Here is a 1193-nt window from a genome sequence, read left to right on the forward strand (position 1 = left end):
ATGAGGTTGCCGAGGTGTTGCGGTCGGCGGTGCCCGCGGAGGCTGGTGTTTCCGGTGTGCTGTCTTTGCTGGCGTTGGACGAGTCTGCTGGTGTGTCGGTGTCTGCGGTGTTGGTGCAGGCGCTGGGTGATGCGGGTGTTGATGCGCCGTTGTGGTGTGTGACGCGGGGTGCTGTGTCGACGGGTCGTTCGGATCGGTTGGGCAGTGCGGTGCAGGCTGGTGTGTGGGGTCTGGGCCGGGTGGTGGCGCTGGAGGTTCCGGCGCGCTGGGGTGGTCTGGTGGATCTGCCGCGGGGGGTGGTGGATGAGCGTGCTCTGGGGCGGTTGGCGGATGTGCTGGCCGGTCTGGGTGGTGAGGACCAGGTTGCGGTGCGTGCGTCGGGGATCTTCGGGCGTCGGCTGGTTCGGGTGTCGTCGCCGGGTGTGGTGCCGGGTGAGGGCTGGGTGTCGTGTGGCACGGTGTTGGTGACCGGTGGTACGGGTGCGTTGGGTGCTCGGGTGGCGCGGTGGCTGGTGGCGCGTGGTGCTGAGCATGTGGTCCTGACCAGTCGGCGGGGTGTGCAGGCGCCGGGTGCGGCCGAGCTGGAGGCGGAGCTCGTTGCGTCGGGTGCGCGGGTGACGATCGTCGCTTGTGACGTGGCCGATCGTGAGGCGCTGGTGCGGCTGCTGGAGCCGCTGCGCTCCGAGTTGACGGGTGTGTTCCATGCGGCGGGTGTGCTCGACGATGGTGTGCTGGATGCGCTGATCCCGGAGCGGTTCGAGCGTGTGTGGCAGGCCAAGGCGGATTCGGCGCGTCATCTGCACGAGCTCACGCGTGATCTGGACCTGTCGGCGTTCGTGCTGTTTTCGTCGGTGGCCGGTGTGCTGGGTGCCGCGGGGCAGGCGAACTATGCGGCAGCCAATGCGTTCTTGGATGCGTTGGCCGAGGAGCGGCGTGGTGAGGGGCTGCCGGCGGTGTCGGTGGCGTGGGGTCCGTGGGCTGATGGCGGGATGGCGGCCGAGGGGGTCCTGGAGCGGCGGTTGCGGCGTGAGGGCATGCCGCCGATGGATCCGCAGCTGGCGATGCGGGCGCTGGAGCAGGCTGTTGGCCTGGGTGAGCTCGGTGATCCGGCGTTGTGTGTGGTGGACCTGGACTGGGAACGCTTCGCGTCCGGCTTCACCGCCGTACGCCCCAGCACACTCCTCGACGAACTG

General features: G+C 69.2%; 1 protein-coding gene. It reads left to right on the top strand.

What is annotated here, in order from left to right:
- Positions 1-1193, top strand: a 1193-nt coding sequence (locus ACWCQS_RS46060; protein WP_451010000.1) for a beta-ketoacyl reductase, incomplete at both ends; no start/stop codon positions are given.

Source organism: Streptomyces sp. NPDC002076, assembly GCF_053593835.1.